Raw genomic sequence first — 17705 nt, forward strand, 5'->3', positions numbered from 1 at the left:
CGTATACTGTTGAAACGTTTGTCCCTTTTTAGCCATACAAAAATCCCCTCCAAGTTCACTCGTTCCTTATGATAACATAAGGTTTTTTTCAGAGTGTCTACTTAAAGGGGATAATATCAATTGGCAGCCTTTTTCTTTATGCACGGCGCGGTTCCGCCAAAAGGAGCAATCGGCTTATTTCGCCGCCGCTTGCATTTCTCTCGTCGGTCCGAGCACGCCCGGCACCGGCAAGCCGGCCTGGCGAAGCAGCACCGTCATTTGGCCGCGATGATGCGTCTGATGGTCGACCAATAGGCGAAGGAACTTCCCGCGAGGCGTCTTGCCCATGAACCCGTCGATTTCTTCCGCAAGCTTGTCCTCCGTTAACGTCTTGATCTCGTTCTGATAAGCTTCGTTGATCGCTTCGTACTTCGCCACGATCTCCGCCATGTTGTTCGGCCTGGCCGAGCCGCGTTCAATAGCCGGAACGGACAGCCCGACCACGCGGCCGAACGATCCCGCCGATGCTACCAAATGCCAGGCAAGCCAGCCCAGCGAGCTGTGGCCTTCCACGATCGCCACATCCATCTTCTCGTCCGTAATGGATTTCATGACGGACAAAGTACCCGCCGCCGACGCTGCCCAATCTTCCAAAAAGTCTTCTGGTTTACGATACATGCGTTAGTCAGCCTCCCAATATCAGTTTCGGTTCTATTGTAATATGGTCCTGGCGTGAATTCAAATATGCCGATGGACCGAATGAGGTTCGTAATCGCTTAATTTCCCTTCGTAAATGAGGCGCAGACGATCGTTCCGGCGAAAGTCGTCCGGTGTGACCAGCGCGGGCAGCTTGTTCCATAATCGGATGCCCGAACGCTGCAATACTTCCGCGACGAATTGCGAACAAAAGTAGGAGTTGCTGAACTCGACCGGTTCTTTGAGGGCGACGCCGATCACGCCCAGCAGGTTGTATAGCAATTTTTTGCGCCTTCGGATAAAAAAACGCAACACCCGCGTCATCTTCTCGACCTCCCGTTCGGATAAGGCAAGCTCGTAAATGACGCAAGTCGTATTCGGATATTTGCTGAAGGTGCCCGTCTTGATATCTTCTTTGACGAATCCGCCGTCGAACGGGTTGTTCGGATGTTTCCTCCCGAAGCTGTACAGCTCCGACAGCTCACGGTCGAACGATATGGAAGCATGATTATACGGCGCTCTTGTATAGCTTTGAATAACCTTCGTAAAAAACGTTCCGGTATTCGTCAGCAAAATAAAAACGGATCGATCGAGTGCCATTTACAAAATTCCCCTTATCAAATAGTCGCTATTCCCTCATAATAACATAGTGACTCTTTGAAGCAACGATAACTCGAGGCAAGTTGGTGATTTCCGCATGAGCCGTTCGTTAATGGCGCTAATTGTAATTTTCGCGGTTTTATCCGCCGTTCATTTGATTTATGCATGGGTCGACCGGATGCAGTCCCGCAAAGACCACGCGGTCATCGGCGTCCGCATCAAAACCTGGTGGGGCATGTTTTTCGTTTTTTGTTTGGCCACCTTCTTTAACCCGGTCGTTTCCTTATTATCCTTAATGGCGCTGACCTTCTTCTCGCTAAAAGAATATTTTGCCATGATCAAGACGAGAAAAGCGGACCGAAGGCTGTTTCTGTGGGCGTACTTGTCGATCCCCGTGCAATTTTATTGGATTTACATCGAATGGTACGGGATGTTTATCGTGTTTATTCCGGTCTACGTCTTCTTGCTCCTTCCGCTGCCGCGATTGATCAATAAAGGCACCGCCGGCTTTCTTCGCAGCGTGAGCTCTACGCAGTGGGGTCTCATGCTGATGGTGTTCGGGCTTAGCCATCTCGCGTATTTTCAATTTGCGACGCCGGAATACGGGGCGGGCATCGTCCTGTTTCTCGTTTTGCTGACGCAAATCAACGATGTGGTGCATTATGGGGTTTCCCTCTACATGGGCAAGCGCAAAGTGATTCCTACCGCCAATCCGCTCATCACTTGGGAAGGATTTGCATGCGGATTTATCGTCACGACCGGCGTTTCATATCTCATTTACCCATACCTAACGCCGCTGGACCCGTTATTCGGCTTCTTATCCGGCATGTTGATCAGCTTCAGCGGATTTTTCGGCAGCTTGACCGTATCCGTGTTGAAACGGGACTTGCTGCTCGGCGACGACGATAAGTTCGATGCTTCGAAAACGAGTTATTTGAGCCGGGTTGACAGCTTAACCTACACATCGCCGGTCTTTTTCCACGTCATCCGTTATTTTTTCGATTTTATGTAACCGCGCAACCTTTATTTCCTATCCGCCGTTTGAGAGTACGCAGCAGCAAACAACTACTCCGGTTAGGCAGGTGTAACGTATGATGAAGAACAATCGAAAAAAGGTAGCGGCGATGATCGCCGCCATGACAATGACGGCGGCTCTGCCGGCAACGCTGGCGTTCGGCGCGGACCATGTTTTGCCGTCCGTGCAATTTCAGATCGGCAGCTTATCCGCCGTGGACAATGACGGGACGATCGCGCTGAAGCAGGCACCCTATATCGAACAAGGCGTGGCGATGGTACCCGCCAGGGCATTCGCGGAAGGATTGGACGCCAAGTTAACTTGGGACCCGATCGAGAGAACCGTTCATATGGAGCGCAGCGGCTTAACGGTCCTCCTCACGGTCGGCGAAAACTCGGTGACGGGCACGTACGTGAAAAACGTCAAGCTGCCTGCGAAGGTCGTCATCAAGCAAGGACAAGCGTTTATCCCCGCGAAGAGCGTGGCCGATCTGCTCGGCGCAAGCACGACCTGGGAACAAGCGTCCCGGAAGGTCATGATTCAAGCGAAAGGCGAATCGGTCTCGCATACGTTCAAATTCGATCAGGGCCAAGACGGCTGGGAGGGCGGATTCGCCGATCTTCCGGTCGCTTACAATCCGGACATCTACAATCTTTCGTTCGATAGAGAATTAATCAAGCTTGAAGATAATTCGACCAATTACGGGTTAAAATTAAACGGTATGAACCGCAGCGACGATCTCTTCATGTTCGCGGCCAAGAAGATTAGCGGCCTCGCGCCGAATACGACGTACGACGCTTCGCTTGCCTTCAAGCTGTATACCGATCAAGCCGGCGGCATGGTCGGCGTGGGCGGCGCTCTGGGCGAAGCGGTGCACATCAAAGCCGGCTTCGTCGCAACGAAACCGGAGGTTGTCCGTCTCGACCACGTTCACGAAGTAGAACCCTTCTATATCCTAAACGCGGACAAAGGCAATCAGGCAACCGAAGGCGCCGATCTCAAGATCGTCGGCAACATGGTCAAGCCGGACGATACAGTCGAAGGATTCCAGTCCAAAACGATGAACCATCAAGCCACATTAAAGTCGAACGCAGCGGGCGAGCTGTTCGTTATCATCGGCAGCGACTCCGGCTACGAAGGATTGACGACTTGGTATCTGGACGACGTGCAGGTTGATTTGGTGCCGAAAGGTTAATCGCGCCCCGCTTGCTTGTATTTCGTTCCCAACTCCACTAAACTGAACGTATGTTCCTGCCCGCGCATACATGGCGCGCAGGATGCCAAAACGAGGAGTGAACGGAATTGTTCTTGCATTTTATCGTGGAACGCGAGCATAAAGAAGCGTTCCTTGCGCTTGCGCATCGGATCGCCAAATCGGACGGATTCGTGAACCGGAACGAACTCAATTATCTTCAAGGCTGGATGCTCGAGCTCGGGCTGAACGACTGGGAGCCAAACTCGGAATCGAACCTGACGACCGCCGAATTGGTCGGCAACCTGCAGGACGAGCGGATCAAACGGATTTTCCTTGCCGAGATGCTGCTGCTGATCTTCGCGGACGGCAACTACAACGACGAGGAGAAACGAATCGCCGGCGAGATGCAAAAGCTGTTCGGCTACGACGAAGAAACCTTCAATACGTTCAGAGCATGGGTCGAACAAATGAACAAGCTGAAGGTCGAGGGCATGAAGCTGATTCTTGGCGTGTAAGACGGGTTCGAAAAAGAGCGGCAGCCCCGGACGGGTTCAACGAACGTCCGGGGCTGCCGCTTCTTATTCATCGAAACGATGCGGATGCCTCCTTAGCAACGAGAATTGTTCGGCCATATATCGCGGCGTGTAGGGCATGTCATGGCGAAGCCAGGCCACGATCGTGCCAATCAGCGCCGAAGAGCTGTACCAGATGGCAATGTCCTTTTGGATTCCCGCCTTGGACAAGTTGGATTCGCTCCCCCTTCTGTCCACGATAACCGTAATCAATTCCTTCAACAGCTTCAGCAGCCGATCCGTAAAAACCGGCGTTCGCTTCGAGGCGAGTACAACCTTATAAAACGCGGCATGACTGGCGATATGTTCGAGCAGGTTCAGCAATATCGTCCCGTCCATGTCCCCTTCGTCGTCCGAACTCGCGGTCGACGGTTTCTCCAAGATCGCTTCGATCTCCTGAATCATGTCATCCGCCATCTTCTCCATCATGTCCGGAATGTCGCGATAATGCAAATAGAAGGTCACGCGGTTAATAGTGGCCCGCTCCGCGATCCGATTGACGGACAGCTTCTCGATATCCATCTCCTGCAGCAGCTCCACAAAGGCATCCCGAATCAGCTGGCGTGTCCGGACGACGCGCGGATCCGTGTTCGTTTTTTTCTCGTCCATGGCGATCCTGTCCTTCCCAACATTTAATTACACTACAATGTGGTTCCCTATCGTTTATTATTTCTCAAGTCATTTACAGATTTGCGCCGTTTGTTAATTAACCTACACTTCCCCCTGAATCTGTCGATTGAAATAACGGAACGTCAAGGTCTATAATCTAATTTATACAATGTTAACTATACAACATGTTGTAAATTTAGTCCAAGAGAAAAAGAGAGACGAAAGGATGGAGTAAGGTGAGCAACAAGAGAGAAACGAACGAAGCGGCTATCAAGAAAGGCCCTATCCTGTTCGTTATGATTTTAGGGGCCTTCCTGGCTACGTTGAACCAAACGATCATGAGCGTGGCCACGCCGGAATTGATGACCGACTTCGATATTTCGGCCGCAACCGCGCAATGGCTGACCACGGGTTACTTGCTCGTGAACGGGGTATTAATCCCCATCACGGCCTATTTCATGCAGCGATTCACGACCCGGCAGCTGTTCCAAACGTCCATGCTCATTTTCCTTGTCGGTACGGTCGTATCCGCTTTGGCGCCCGGCTTCGAAGTGCTGCTGGCGGGACGAATGATACAAGCGGCGGGCGCGGGCATCATCATGCCGCTGCTCATGAACGTCATTCTGACGTTGTTCCCTAAGGAGAAGAGAGGCGCCGCCATGGGCATGGTCGGTTTCGCTATTATTTTCGCCCCCGCCATCGGACCTACGACGGCCGGCTACATTCTGGAGCATTCCTCGTGGGAAACGATGTTTTATGGCATGATCCCTCTCGCCGTCATCGTGATCGCGTGTGGGTACTATTACTTGAGGAACGTATCGGAGCAGGTATCCACTCGCCTCGATGTGCTGAGCGTCGTTCTGTCCACGGTCGGCTTCGGCGGGATGCTTTTCGGCTTCAGCAGAGCCGGCAGCGCGGGCTGGTCGAGCACGGAGGTCATCGTCACGATCGCTATCGGACTCGTGGCTCTTGCATTGTTCGTCTGGAGACAGTTGGTCTCCAAGATTCCGCTGCTGGATTTGCGCGCGTTCAAATATAACATGTTTTCATTGACGAGCGTCATCGGCATTGCCGTCACGATGGTTATGTATGCCGACATGATGCTGCTGCCGCTCTACCTTCAGAGCGCGCGCGGATACACCGCCCTGGAATCCGGTTTGCTGCTTCTTCCGGGCGCGCTCGTCATGGGCTTCCTGATGCCGATCACCGGCAAGCTGTTCGACCGGTTCGGCGCGAAGTGGCTGTCCGTCATCGGCCTTGTCATTACAATCGCGACGACCATTGGCTTTATCAATCTAACGGACTCGACCAGCTACTCCTACCTGGTGCTCATGTCCACGGGCCGCCGCATCGGCATGGCCTTGCTGCTCATGCCGATCCAAACCGCGGGCCTCAATCAGCTGCCGAGAAGCCTGAACGCGCATGGCACGGCCATCTCCAATACCGTGAGGCAAGTTGCCGGCGCCGTCGGCACGGCCCTGCTCGTCACCATCATGACGGACCGCACGAAGACGCATGCTCAAGATATGGTAACTTCGGGCGCAGCGGAGGGCTTCTCCAAAGAGCATTTAATCATGGAGTCGACCATTCAGGGCATCAACGACGCTTACGTTGTCATCATCGGCATTGGCGTCATCGGCCTGCTGCTTTCCTTCTTCATCAAACGAAACGTGCCGACAACCACGGAAGAGTCCGGCGTACCGCTTAAGAAAGCAGAAGCGCACTAATCCATCCAAAAGCATACGGAACGAAAAAGAGAGCCGGGTCGCAGCTTAACGCTGTCCCGGCTCTCTTGTTTATTCGATCCTTAAGACGATTTTCCCGCGGCCATGCCTGGTTTCGATCGCCCGTTGCGCATCATCCGCCCGCTCCAGCGGGAACACCTCGCGAATGTGGATGCGAAGCTTGCCTTGCGCATGAAGCTCCGCCAATTCCGCGAGGCGCGCCGCCGAACGCTCCCCGCGAACGACCCGCAGGCCCAGCTCCTCGACGAGGTCGTAGGCGAAGAAGGTGCAGACACGATTCCTGTCCTTCGCCAGCTCCGCCGCCGCCCGAAGCCCCTCGCCTCCGGCCGTATCGAAGGCGGCGTCGAGCCCGCCCGGCGCAAGCTTTCGGATCCGCTCAGCTACACCTTCCCCGTAAGTGATCGGGATAGCCCCGAGCGAACGGACATACTCGTGGTTTTTCTCGCTGGCTGTGCCGATGATGGTTCCCGCTCCCCATTCCTTGGCCAGCTGTACGGCGAATGCGCCCAGCGAACCGGCCGCGCCGTTAATCAGGACGGTGTCGCCCTGATGGATGCCGATTGCCTTCAGCGCAATGTATGCACCCTGTCCGTTGCCCGTCAATCCGCCCGCTTCTTCCCAGGACATGCTCTCGGGTTTGCTCACGATTTGATCGGCGCCGACGACGATATATTCGGCATAACTATTCAGGATCGAGAAACCTAAGACGGGATCGCCTTCGGCGAAACCGGCCACGCCTTCTCCAACCTGATCCACAATACCCGCGAATTCGTTGCCCGGAATTTGCGGAAGATTGACCTCGATTCCATATGCCGGCTTCCACCCGCCGCGCACCGCGCAGTCGAAATGCTGTACGCCTGCCGCCTTCACGCGTACCCTCACTTGACCGGGACCCGCTTGCGGATCCGGGAACTCCATCACCTTCATAACCTCTGGTCCTCCATACGAAGCAAATGCTGCAGCTTTCATGCGAATGTCCCTCCATCTTTTTTATGATTTTGTTTGCCTCTGCGCTCGGCTCTGCCGAGCTGAATATAATAAATCATCAATATTCCCGCGTGCAGCAGGGCAAGCACCAAATAAATATTGCTGTAAGCGAACGCGTCCGGATGCGACTCCGCCGGATTCCAACCGAAGCTCGCGCCTCGGTCGAGCGTCGTGCTGTATAGGCTTGCGAATACCGCCCCGGATATAAAATTCATCATCGCGAGCAGCCCCATGCCGACACCCGTTTGCTCCTTCGGCAGCGTCCTGGAAATGGTGTTGGAGAAGGCGATCATCAAAAACGATTGCCCTACGTTACCGAGAATCAAGAAGCCGGCGATGAACCAAGGAGACAAACCTGCGAACGATGACAGCAGCGCGAAGCAGGTTAGCAACAATGAAGATGCCGTGTAGAAGAGGAACGGATTCCCTTTGGCATCTGCCAACTTGCCCGCCTTCCTGCCAAGCAGCGCGGTCGCTGCTGAGGCCGGAACCATCGCGAAGCCCACAACCCCGGTGCCAGCCCATGCACCTGGGACAGCAGCTGCGGGCTTAAGAACGCCAGCGAGTAACCGATTCCGCTCGTCAGAAACGATAGCGCCAGCACGAGCGAGTAGCTTTTGTGACGAAACAGCTCCAGCCGAATGAACGGGTTCGACGCAAAGCGGATTCTAGCCATAAACAGGACGAACCCGATCACGGCGCCGACAGCCGGAAGCCATGCTTCGTTCGTGATCGCAAGCAGCAGCAGCGCCGCCGTTCCGCCGAGCAGTCCGCCGCCTAACCAATCGATGCTGCCGGCTTTGCCTTGTTCATCACCCAAGTATCGGCGGAAGAATGGCAAGGCGATCAGGGCTAAGAGCGGCATGCAGAACAGCCATCTCCAATGAACGGCGCTGAGCAGCAAGGAGGCCACGATCGGGCCGATCGCGCCGCCGATCGCTAAGCCGGTCATCGCAATGCCAAGCGCCCTTCCCCGGCTTTCCACAGGAAAATAACGAACCGGGATGATACCGGCCGTTGCCGGAACGACCGCGGCCCCCACCGCCTGGAGAATGCGCCCGAGCATAACCATCCAGAACGATTGGGCCGTCAGGCCGATCATGGATCCGAACGCAAAAAAGATCAAGCCGAACGTCAACAGGTTTTTGAGCTTATAGATGTCGGCCAGCTTCCCGTAAATGACGGTTCCAACCGCATAGATCCAAAAGATAGGCAGACGTTACCCAGCTCACTTGCGCGAAGGAAAGTCCGAAATCTGCACGGATCTCGGGCAAGACGATATTAAACATCGTCGCGCTCATCACGGAAATGACCAGCGTAAACGCGAGAATGCGAATCAAACGTTCTCCTGCATGCCCTTTTTCTTTTGATCCCACTCCATCACCCCGCTTTCTCTTGCATAAACTCATTTTATAACCGATAATTGATAATTAAAAATACATCTTAATGCATAACATTCATTCCTTTGAGTATATAAGGAGGCCAACAATGGAGCTGCTGCAACTGCAGTATTTTCGAACGGTTGCCAGATTGGAGCATATGACCAGATCGGCGCAAGAACTGCGAGTCGCGCAGCCCGCGCTGAGCAAGACGATCGCCCGCCTGGAGAAGGATGTGGGGGTGCCCCTGTTCGACCGCGACGGCAGGCATATTCGGCTCAACGCGTTCGGAAGAGCGTTTCTGAATAAAGTGGAGGCGGCACTTACATTGCTGGAGGAGGGTCAACGGGAGGTCGCCGATCTCGCGGGCCTTGAGCACGGCAGCATCCACTTAACGACATCGACGCTGGAGCGGTTGTCAGAGCCTCTGAGCGCGTTCCTCTCCCTCCACCCGAACGTCAACTTCCGGATTACGCAGGCTTCCATGGAAGAGATGGCGGAGCTGATCGAAGCCGGCGAAGTGGATCTCTGTTTTACTCCCCTGCCCATGGAGAGGCAGGACTTCAGCGCGGTATCCGTACTGAACGAAGACGTCTATTTGGGTGTGCCGCGGACGCATCGCTTGGCGGGTCGAACGAGCGTCCGCTTGGACGAGGTGGCTCATGAGCCGTTCATCGGGTATAAGGAAGGGTATCACTTTCAGAAAATGAACGAGGGGTTTCTCCAATCCGCGGGGTTCTCGCCGAATTACGTCTGCAGGGTAGACGAACCGGCCGCCATTGCCAAGCTGGTCTCCGCCGGGCTCGGCGTCGCGCTGGTCGGCAATTGCGGAGGACCGGATTCCCCGCTTCGCCTGCTGCCCATCGCCTATCCCGCCTGCCAGCGCCGCTTCCAGCTCATCTGGCATAACAAACGATACCTCTCCTTGGCGGCTCGGAGCTTTAGGGATTTTTTGGTCGACTATTTCGACCGGCATGAGGCGACTAGCGTTAAGCAAGCTAAATAGACGTCAAACAGCCATTGCCTTGTCTCCAAGTCGATGGCTATTGTCAGCTCTTACGACAAAAAAGCTTCGCCCCTTCTAGTCAAGGGCGAAGCTTTTTATTCGTCATCCTCTATTGATCGGTAAAAGCGAAGTCCGGATCACCGAAGCGACCGCATGCCGAATCCAATCGGATGCGTTAGCCATCGCTTCCTCAAGCGACATGGGCGATTGAGTCGCTCCAATGATGACGTCAATACCGGCCTCATGCAGCGCTTTCGTGTCCAAGGAGATGCCTCCGGAAACGCAGATCACCGGTTTGTTGTACTTCTTCGCAAGAGCCGCCACGCCCGCGGGGGCTTTCCCGAATGCGGTTTGCGAATCGGTGCGGCCTTCGCCCGTAATGACGAGATCCGCCTCTTGCACCCGCTTCTCGAATTCGATCGCCTCGAGGACGATATCGATCCCCCGGCTCATCCGGGCGGACAGGAAGGCGATCAGGCCTGCTCCAAGGCCCCCCGCGGCTCCCGCCCCCGGAACGTTCCGAACATCGATGCCCAGACGTTCGTGAATGACTCTGCCGTAGTTCCGCAAACCATCGTCCAGCCGTTGCGCCATCTCCGGCGTAGCGCCTTTCTGCGGGCCGAAAACAAAGGATGCGCCTTCCGGACCGCATAAGGGATTGGTCACGTCGCTCGCGACGATGATCTCGCAATCGGCGACACGCGGGTCCAAGCCTGAGACGTCCACGCGGCTTAACGAAATAAGTTCGCCACCTCCATATGAAAGCTCGCTCCCCTGATCGTTAAAGAAACGGACGCCCAACGCTTGGGCCATGCCCGCGCCTCCGTCGTTGGTCGCGCTCCCGCCGATGCCGATGACGATCCGGCGGCAGCCTTGATCGAGAGCGGCCTGAATGAGCTGGCCCGTCCCGTAGGTCGTCGTCCTTAACGGATTGAGCCGGTCCTTGGCGATCAGCAGCAGTCCCGATGCCGATGCCATCTCGACGACTGCCGTCTGCCCATCTCCCATCACGCCGAATGTAGCCGTAACGGGCTCCCCCAGAGGTCCAAGTACTTCAACCTGATGCAGCTGTCCGCCCGTCGCGTTCACGATGGCATCCACGGTGCCTTCCCCGCCATCGGCGATCGGCAGCTTGATCACCGCCGCTTGAGGCAGCACGTCTAAGATTCCCTTCTCCATGCATGCCGCGACTTCCGCGGCGGTCAGACTTCCCTTGTACGAATCCGGCGCAACCAGCACTCTCATGAAATACCCGCTCCCAACTTATTCGATCCGCTCCGCCATTGTCTGAGCAGCTTAACATTTTATCCGAATAGTCGGCTTAATCGGTTTACCGGAGCGGTCTTCAGTACCGCGCTGCCTGTAGTCTTCGCTACATCTCGCTCGTCGGCTCCCAGACCATCCGTCAGTTCCTTGAACCAAGCTTCGTCCCAAGTCGCCAAAGCCAAATCGATGAGATCTTGGACAGGCTGGTTATCCCTGAGAGAAACATCCGGAACCGACTTGACCGTTGAAGCCTTTACGGCCACGTGACGCCCGATTCGTTCTTCGTTATCCGATTGGACGACGAACAAGGTTACAATCCCTTTCAACGCATCCACCGATTCGATAAATCCATATACCATCTCGCCTCCCATGGTTCTACCATGTACCCAATCGCTTATGTTGAATGTCATACCCATACACCGCCTATCCTTTAGTTTTGGCTTCGGACTAACTGTAACTAATTCGTATACATTTTCTTTAAAAAAAGAAACGCTCCGTAGTCCGTTAAGCAGGTTTCTTGTTTATCGTTACTGTAATTTTAATAGTTACAGTTGACTTTGTCAACCGGGAAAAAATAAGGTTAACCATTCGCATGGTTAACCTTATCGCTACTCAGCTTATAATTACAACGTCGCCATGTCGATGACGAACCGATATCGCACATCGCTGCGCAGAACGCGTTCGTACGCTTCTTCCACTTGGTCCGCGCGAATGACTTCGATTTGGGGAATAATTCCGTGCTCTGCCGAGAAATCGAGCATCTCCTGCGTCTCCCGGATTCCGCCGACGAGCGAGCCGGCAATGCTGCGGCGCTGCATGATCAAGGAGAAGACATGATATTGATCCGGCTGGCTCGGGGCGCCGACGTTAACCAGCGTTCCGTCAACGCGCAGCATGGATAGGTAGGCGTCGACGTCCAGATTAGCCGACACCGTGTTCAGAATCAGGTCGAATTGGTTCGCGAGCTCTGCGAACGTGGCGGGATCGCTTGTCGCGTAATAATGATCGGCTCCGAGACGCAAGGCTTCGTCTTTTTTGCTTAAAGACTGGCTCAAGACCGTAACTTCGGCGCCCAATGCATGCGCGTATTGAACCGCCAGATGGCCAAGCCCGCCCATGCCCACGATGGCGACTTTTTTGCCGGGACCGGCGTTCCACTTGTTCAAAGGCGAATATGTCGTAATCCCTGCACACAAGAGCGGGCTTGCGGCATCCAAGGCCAGCGCGTCCGGAATGCGAACGACAAAAGCTTCTTTCACGACGATCTGCTGGCTATAGCCGCCATAGGTCGGATTGCCGTCATAGTCCAATGAATTATACGTTTGAATGACGCCTTTCTCACAAAATTGTTCTTCGCCGCGAAGGCAATATTCGCATGCCCCGCAGGAGTCGACGAAGCAGCCAACGCCGACGCGGTCCCCGATCGCATATTTCGTAACTTCCGAACCAACCGCGGTGACAACGCCGGCGATTTCGTGACCCGGAACCATCGGGAAGATGCCTCCTCCCCATTCTCCGTAAGCGCTATGAATGTCGGAATGGCAAATGCCGGAGAAACGAATATCGATCAAGACGTCGTCAGGACGCAATGCTCTCCTCTCGATCGTCGTTTTTTCGAATGGCGCTTTGGCGCTTTGAACGCTTAATACATGGGTTTTACACATGGTTGATCTCTACTCCTTCTACTCGTATCTTTATTAATAATCGTTTCACAACTAGAACGAACAGCATCAATGATAAGAAGGCCGAAACGGCGCTCACCGTGAACAGCACCTGGTAGCTCCCGAACTGCGAAACCCAGCCGAGCGCAATCGCGCCCAGCCCGATGCCAAGGTCGGTTGCGGTTAATAGGGAAGCGTTGGCGACGCCTCTCCGATCCGGTCGCGCCAATCGCAGGGTGGCCACTTGCAGCGCCGGCTGCGCGGAGCCGAAGCCAACCCCGAACAGAACCGCCGCGGCAAGCACGCCTGCCCATCCGGTCGCAAGGCTTAATAACAGCAGCGCGGCAATCGTAATCGCAAGGCCGGGTATGATGACGAACGTCTCGCCTCGACGGTCGGAGAGTTTGCCCGCGACCGGCCGGATCAAGGTGAGCGTCACGGCGTAAACCAGGAAAAACAAACCGGAATTAACTCCGATCGATTGCGAGAACAACGGAACAAACGTGGTAGTGCCTCCGTAAGCGATCATCAGCAGGAAGACCGATGCCGCGACGGGCCATACCGATTTTTCGAAAAACTCGATTTTCCTATTGCCCGTCTGCGGCCGGAATGGCAGCTTCACGCCGAACGTCAAGAACAGCGCGGCAGCGGACAAGCTGCAGGCGATTAGAAACAGGGCGCCGAACGATAAGTTCTGCATGACCCAAATGCCGAGCATGGGGCCAATCGCCATGGCCAGCGTCATAGCCGTGCCGAACCACCCCATTCCCTCTCCGCGGCGCGATGACGGGATCATATCCGTGACCGCCGTGAAGACCGCGGTCGTGGAGACGGCCCACGTCATCCCATGAAGGATACGCAGCATAAGCAGAACGACGATACCTCCGACCCAATCATAGAGATACATCGCCAAGGCGAAGAGCAGCAGCCCCCAGACGATAAACGGCCGCCTGCCGTAACGGTCCAGCAGTCCGCCGACAATGGGGCGGACGACGACGGCCGCCAGCATGAACGCGCCCGTCGCCAGACCGACCTGCGCTTCGTTCCCTCCTAGCTGCTTGATGAACAGCGGCATCGTCGGAAGAAGCAAATAAAAGCCCGTGAACAGGAACAGCATCCCTACGGTGTATAGAATAAACGGCCTCGTCCATAAACGTTCTATGCTTGTTTCCCCCTTGCTGCATACGGATGAATCAAGCGAGTTCATTCTCCGGCAATTTCAATTCTTTTTCTTTCGCGACGAAAGCCTGCTCGTAACGATCAATTTTGTCGTCCAGTCGTTCCAACGTTTTCGTCATCTCTTCAATGCGCAGCTTTAATAGATTCCGCTGGTCGATCAGCAAATCTTTTCTCGCTTGATTGGTTTCTTCTCCTTGTTGGAACAACCCGACGTACTCGATCAGCGCCTCGACGGGAAGTCCCGCGAGCCGCATGCATTTAATGAATTCGATCCATTTGCAATCTTCCTCGGTATAATCTCGGATTCCGCTTTTGTTGCGGTTTACGCGGGGAATTAGACCGATGCGCTCGTAGTAGCGCAAGGTGTCCGGCGTCAGATCGAATTTCTCGCTAATTTCCGCGATCGTGCTCATGGGGCTTCGCCTCCTTGTTTACTGAAAACCGATGATGGGATGAGCGACGTACGGCTCTTCCAGCGACGCGATTTCTTCCGGCGTCAGCCGAATCGACAGCGCGGCCGCCGCATCCTCGAGATGGCCCATCTTCGTCGCGCCGATGATTGGAGAGGCAACCGGCTCCTTCTGGAGCACCCATGCAAGCGCAATTTGGGCGCGAGGAACACCTCGCTGCTCCGCGATGGCGGCCACCCGTTCCACGACCTTCCGGTCGGCTTCGACATGGGCATCGTACTGCGCTTTCTGTACCTGATCCGTTTCGGAACGATGCGTCGATTGTTCAAAGTCCCGCGTCAATCTGCCTTTGGCGAGCGGGCTGTAAGGAATGACACCGATTTTCTCTTCCTTGCAGAGCGGCAGCATCTCCCTCTCCTCTTCGCGGTAGATGAGATTGAGATGGTTCTGCATCGATACGAATCGGGTCCATCCGTTTCTCTCCGCCACATGCAGCGCCTTCTGGAACTGCCACGCATACATCGCGGAGGCGCCAATATATCTCGCTTTCCCGGCCTTCACGACATCATGGAGGGCCTCCATCGTTTCTTCGATCGGCGTCCCGTAATCCCAGCGGTGGATTTGGTACAGATCCACGTAATCCGTTCCGAGCCGCTTCAGGCTTTTATCGATTTCGCTCATGATGGCTTTCCGGGACAATCCCGCGCCGTTCGGACCTTCATGCATGCGGAAGTGTACCTTCGTCGCGAGCACGATTTCGTCGCGGTTCGCGTATTCCTTCAAAGCGCGTCCAACGATTTCCTCGCTTGTTCCGTCCGAATACACGTTGGCCGTATCGAAAAAGTTAATGCCCAAATCCAGTGCTTTCTTGATGATCGGACGGCTTCGCTCCTCGTCCAGCACCCAGGGGTGAACCCATCTCTCTGCCACTCCGAAGCTCATGCAGCCGACGCACAATCGGGATACATCCAGTCCTGTATGTCCAAGTTTCGTATATTCCATTTGAAGACACACTCCTTTTTCGAAGATAGTAAGAGTGTATCCCTTGGAGTTAACTCCAAGTCAATACCTGCGAATGATGAAAAGGGCGAATAATTTTATCCGCCCTTTTTAAATGACTCTCCTTATAAATTCCGCAATGCATCCTTTATAGGCGTTATGCCATCGCTCATCGTTATGACTTTCCCAATGGTTGCAGGCTCCTGCAAGCTTTGGGCTAATGTGTCGACTACGTTTTCTATAGCGTTTTCAGCAGGATAATCAATATTGACATTTATTTTTCCCGAGCCAGGAATTTCTCTCAAAACCCCTGGCTGTATGATTGTATAGTCCAGCTTTGTATGATGGATAAGCCATTGATCGGCAAAATGTTTGGCAATATTATAGTCCGTAATATCTTTTAGAAAAGACTCATTCCATCTGTCTTGATCCAGAGAAAAAACCGAACTGAGCATAATAAATCTCTTTATGTTCTTGCTCTCGGCAGCGCGCATCACTTTAACGGCACCATTCAAGTCAATCTTCAACAAATCTTTCCCCCGTGAACCAGCCACGAAAAAAATGGCTTCCGCATCAAACATATTTTCAGCCATTTCCTCGGGGCTTGCCAATAAATCAATTCGAACATGTCGAACATCGCTCGAATGACTGGCGAGGTTCTCTCTTCTGGATCCCGCGTAAACGAAATGTCCGTTTTGAACCAGTTTATCAACCAGAAGCGATCCTACTCGACCATTAGCGCCTACGACTAACACCTTCATAAAAAACCTCCAGCAGTCTGAGTTAAAAACCGGTTACATACTGTTTCGGTACCAAGATTTCTTTGTTCAATTGTTTGGCTGCATCTAATGCCCAATAAGGGTTCCTTAGCATCCCTCTGCCTACAGCAACAAGATCAGCATCTTCATTTCCGACAACGGCATTGGCCAGTGTAGGATCATCTAATCTTCCCACAGCAATAACCGGAACATGTAAAGCATTTTTGATTTCCCTAGCTAAAGTGACTTGATAAGCGGCATGAGTGCCTGGTCTTCCCCCCGCTCCAATTGGACCTTCTCCACCGGAAGAAATGTCGAACATATCTACGCCGGCATCCTTGTACTGTTTAGCGAATTCAATACTTTCTATAATCCCGTAGCCGCCTTCAACATATTCTTTGGCCGATATCCGCATGATAAGCGGCATGTCCTCCGGCATTTCAGCTTTAGCCGCCTCAATAATCTCGCGACCGAATTTGGTCAGATCCTTTCCATACTCATCATCTCTTTTGTTTGTCAAAGGAGAGTGGAATTGATGAATCAGGTATCCATGGGCTCCATGAATTTCGATCGCATCAAATCCTGCTTTTACGGCACGTTGTACGGCCTTGCAAAACTTTTCCACCAATCCTTTAACTTCGGCAGTGGATAACGACCTTGGGGTCTTGGATTTTTCGTCAAATGGAATCGCGGATGGCGCGACCGGCTCCGCTGCATCCTGTGCTTTTCTGCCTGCGTGAGCAATTTGAATCCCCACTTTAGTGCCGTAACGATGGCAAGCTTCCACGATTTTAGCCAGTGCCGGAATTTGCTCATCAGACCACAATCCTAGATCATAATCGGAAATACGTCCGTCGGGCTCGACATCGGTCATTTCGATCATGATAAAGCCAGCTCCGCCAATTGCCCGGCTTACGTAATGCAAGTAATGCCAATCCGTAGCTATCCCGTCTTTATTTTCAACAGAGTACTGGCACATTGGAGGCATAACAATTCGGTTTTTGATTTCTAGACCTTTTATTTTGAAAGGACTGAATAAATCGTAGTTCATTAAAAAAACTCCTTTACATTTTAAATTCGAAACTAACGAAAATATAATTGCATGCGCATGCATATAATTTATCATGACGGTTTATCTATGTCAAATCGATTTGAATATCCTATTTATGGCTGTAGCTTCTTTGAGAGCGCAAGTAATTCTTTAAACAGCACGTCGTTTCTTAGGGTATCCTTCATTACGGACTCAACGGTCATTAATGATTGTTGAAGCTTCTGTTCACCCAAAGAAGTTAAACAAGTATAAATGCCTCGGCGATCATCTTCGCATACATGTCTTTTTAGAGCTCCGCAATTTTTTGCTTCAAGTCTTCCGACCAGTCTCGATATTGCGCTTTGACTTAGCCCAACCATTTCCTGAAGCTGTAGTAATCGCAACTTTTTCTCTTCAATTTGGGACAACAGATAAAGGACATAAAATTCTTTTAATGCCAGATTATGATTATCCTGCAATGCGCTTTCCAATTGATTGTTGATATGCGATTGAAGGTTAGTAATCGCCATCCAACTATCTATAAGTTCATTGTTAAGGTTATTGCTCATAGTATTCCACCTTGTCCTTTTCTAATTCTAAAGATCCGTTGAGAAAAACG

Annotated in this window: 18 protein-coding genes and 1 pseudogene; 5 read left to right on the top strand and 14 right to left on the bottom strand. The window is 53.2% G+C overall.

Annotated features, from left to right (window positions below):
* Window positions 1-174: 174 nt before the first annotated feature.
* Together RB620_RS13245 and RB620_RS13250 are read right to left on the bottom strand one after the other, a co-directional pair.
* Complete coding sequence (locus RB620_RS13245; RefSeq protein ID WP_308095018.1) at window positions 175-657, bottom strand: DinB family protein; 483 nt, start codon at window positions 655-657, stop codon at window positions 175-177.
* A 60-nt stretch (window positions 658-717) separates the two neighbouring features.
* The gene (locus tag RB620_RS13250) at window positions 718-1275 is read right to left on the bottom strand and encodes a hypothetical protein (protein ID WP_308095019.1); all 558 of its coding nucleotides are present in this window, start codon (window positions 1273-1275) and stop codon (window positions 718-720) included.
* A gap of 97 nt (window positions 1276-1372) precedes the next feature.
* Between RB620_RS13250 and RB620_RS13255 the strand changes: the two genes are divergently transcribed.
* The 3 genes from RB620_RS13255 to RB620_RS13265 all read left to right on the top strand — a co-directional run bounded on the left by RB620_RS13255 (window position 1373) and on the right by RB620_RS13265 (window position 4000).
* Window positions 1373-2287 (top strand): phosphatidate cytidylyltransferase, encoded by a 915-nt coding sequence (locus RB620_RS13255; protein ID WP_308095020.1) that lies wholly within the window; start codon window positions 1373-1375, stop codon window positions 2285-2287.
* An 82-nt stretch (window positions 2288-2369) separates the two neighbouring features.
* On the top strand, window positions 2370-3485 hold the full coding sequence (locus RB620_RS13260) for a copper amine oxidase N-terminal domain-containing protein (RefSeq protein WP_308095021.1): 1116 nt from the start codon (window positions 2370-2372) through the stop codon (window positions 3483-3485).
* Window positions 3486-3592: 107 nt separating this feature from the next.
* Window positions 3593-4000: a tellurite resistance TerB family protein gene (locus tag RB620_RS13265; protein ID WP_308095022.1), complete on the top strand. Its 408-nt coding sequence runs from the start codon at window positions 3593-3595 to the stop codon at window positions 3998-4000.
* 63 nt (window positions 4001-4063) lie between these two features.
* Here the strand turns inward: RB620_RS13265 and RB620_RS13270 are convergent, their stop codons facing one another.
* Window positions 4064-4666 (bottom strand): TetR/AcrR family transcriptional regulator, encoded by a 603-nt coding sequence (locus tag RB620_RS13270; protein WP_308095023.1) that lies wholly within the window; start codon window positions 4664-4666, stop codon window positions 4064-4066.
* Window positions 4667-4962: 296 nt separating this feature from the next.
* On the opposite strand from RB620_RS13270, the gene RB620_RS13275 reads away from it, so the two are divergent.
* Complete coding sequence (locus RB620_RS13275; RefSeq protein ID WP_374121407.1) at window positions 4963-6393, top strand: DHA2 family efflux MFS transporter permease subunit; 1431 nt, start codon at window positions 4963-4965, stop codon at window positions 6391-6393.
* A 69-nt stretch (window positions 6394-6462) separates the two neighbouring features.
* On the opposite strand, the gene RB620_RS13280 is transcribed toward RB620_RS13275, so the two are convergent.
* Both RB620_RS13280 and RB620_RS13285 read right to left on the bottom strand, forming a co-directional pair.
* Complete coding sequence (locus tag RB620_RS13280) at window positions 6463-7380, bottom strand: NADP-dependent oxidoreductase (RefSeq protein WP_308095026.1); 918 nt, start codon at window positions 7378-7380, stop codon at window positions 6463-6465.
* A pseudogene (locus RB620_RS13285) lies at window positions 7377-8807 on the bottom strand (MFS transporter). The gene RB620_RS13280 and the pseudogene RB620_RS13285 overlap by 4 nt, the downstream one beginning before the upstream one ends.
* Window positions 8808-8886: 79 nt before the next feature.
* Between RB620_RS13285 and RB620_RS13290 the strand changes: the two are divergent.
* Window positions 8887-9783, top strand: a complete 897-nt coding sequence (locus RB620_RS13290) for a LysR family transcriptional regulator (protein WP_308095028.1) — start codon at window positions 8887-8889, stop codon at window positions 9781-9783.
* 102 nt (window positions 9784-9885) lie between these two features.
* Here RB620_RS13290 and RB620_RS13295 read toward each other — a convergent pair whose 3' ends face one another.
* From RB620_RS13295 to RB620_RS13335, 9 genes are all read right to left on the bottom strand, one after another.
* On the bottom strand, window positions 9886-11028 hold the full coding sequence (locus RB620_RS13295) for a glycerate kinase (protein ID WP_308095029.1): 1143 nt from the start codon (window positions 11026-11028) through the stop codon (window positions 9886-9888).
* 59 nt (window positions 11029-11087) lie between these two features.
* A complete protein-coding gene (locus RB620_RS13300) occupies window positions 11088-11459 on the bottom strand; it encodes a group-specific protein (RefSeq protein WP_308095031.1) in 372 nt (123 codons plus the stop codon).
* A 213-nt stretch (window positions 11460-11672) separates the two neighbouring features.
* Window positions 11673-12713 (bottom strand): NAD(P)-dependent alcohol dehydrogenase, encoded by a 1041-nt coding sequence (locus tag RB620_RS13305; RefSeq protein ID WP_308095033.1) that lies wholly within the window; start codon window positions 12711-12713, stop codon window positions 11673-11675.
* Window positions 12706-13872: an MFS transporter gene (locus RB620_RS13310; protein WP_308095222.1), complete on the bottom strand. Its 1167-nt coding sequence runs from the start codon at window positions 13870-13872 to the stop codon at window positions 12706-12708. Before RB620_RS13310 ends, RB620_RS13305 begins: the two co-directional genes overlap by 8 nt.
* A gap of 31 nt (window positions 13873-13903) precedes the next feature.
* Window positions 13904-14302 (bottom strand): MerR family transcriptional regulator, encoded by a 399-nt coding sequence (locus RB620_RS13315; protein ID WP_308095034.1) that lies wholly within the window; start codon window positions 14300-14302, stop codon window positions 13904-13906.
* 18 nt (window positions 14303-14320) lie between these two features.
* The gene (locus RB620_RS13320) at window positions 14321-15301 is read right to left on the bottom strand and encodes an aldo/keto reductase (protein WP_308095036.1); all 981 of its coding nucleotides are present in this window, start codon (window positions 15299-15301) and stop codon (window positions 14321-14323) included.
* Between the two features lie 122 nt (window positions 15302-15423).
* A complete protein-coding gene (locus tag RB620_RS13325; protein ID WP_308095038.1) occupies window positions 15424-16059 on the bottom strand; it encodes an NAD(P)H-binding protein in 636 nt (211 codons plus the stop codon).
* 22 nt (window positions 16060-16081) lie between these two features.
* Window positions 16082-17107 carry an NADH:flavin oxidoreductase/NADH oxidase gene (locus RB620_RS13330; protein WP_308095040.1) on the bottom strand — a complete coding sequence of 342 codons (1026 nt, stop codon included), beginning with the start codon at window positions 17105-17107 and terminating at the stop codon, window positions 16082-16084.
* Window positions 17108-17220: 113 nt separating this feature from the next.
* Window positions 17221-17655 (bottom strand): MarR family winged helix-turn-helix transcriptional regulator, encoded by a 435-nt coding sequence (locus RB620_RS13335; protein WP_308095042.1) that lies wholly within the window; start codon window positions 17653-17655, stop codon window positions 17221-17223.
* Window positions 17656-17705: the final 50 nt, after the last annotated feature.

This window comes from Paenibacillus sp. LHD-117 (assembly GCF_030929555.1).
Classification (GTDB): domain Bacteria; phylum Bacillota; class Bacilli; order Paenibacillales; family Paenibacillaceae; genus Pristimantibacillus.